The organism is Cupriavidus numazuensis (assembly GCF_905397435.1).
Lineage (GTDB): Bacteria > Pseudomonadota > Gammaproteobacteria > Burkholderiales > Burkholderiaceae > Cupriavidus > Cupriavidus numazuensis.
Genome location: NZ_CAJPVI010000171.1, coordinates 1 through 624, shown reverse-complemented (window position 1 = coordinate 624; position 624 = coordinate 1). Strand labels below are relative to the sequence as shown.

The following is a 624-nucleotide window of genomic DNA, read 5'->3' as shown; positions in this document are numbered from 1 at the left end:
CCGCTGCTGCGCGTGGGCCTGCTGCGGCTGGCTGCCGGGGAGCATGTACTGGTGGTGGTGATGCACCACATCGTCTCCGACGGCTGGTCGGTGCAGCTGATCGTCGACGAGTTCACGGCGCAATACCGCGCGCGGACGGCAGGCGAAGCGCCGGCGCTGGCCGAGCTGCCGGTGCAGTACGCCGACTACGCGGTGTGGCAGCGCAACTGGCTGGAGGCGGGCGAGAAGGCACGGCAGCTCGCGTACTGGCGCGCGCAGCTGGGCGGAGAGGGCGCAGAGCAGCCGGTACTGCAACTGGCGACCGACCATCCGCGCCACGCCCAAGGCCATTACCGTTCCGCTCGCCACAGCTTCGCGCTGCCGGCGTCGCTGCTCGGCGCGCTGCGCCAGGGCGCGCAGGCGCAGGGCGCGACCGTGTTCATGCTGCTGCTGGCCGGCTATCACGCACTGCTGCACCGCTACAGCGCGCAGGAGGACATCCGCATCGGCGTGCCGGTGGCGAACCGCCAGCGGGTCGAGACCGAAGGCTTGGTCGGCCTGTTCGTCAACAGCCAGGTGCTGCGCGCGCGGGTGTCGGGGCGCATGACGCTGGCGCAGCTGGTGCAGCAGGTGCGCGAGGCGGCG

1 protein-coding gene is annotated in these 624 nt (G+C 72.0%); it reads left to right on the top strand.

The window, feature by feature from the left end; translation table 11 throughout:
* The coding region (locus KHO41_RS41060; protein WP_211958898.1) for a condensation domain-containing protein at window positions 1-624 on the top strand (624 nt) is incomplete at both ends.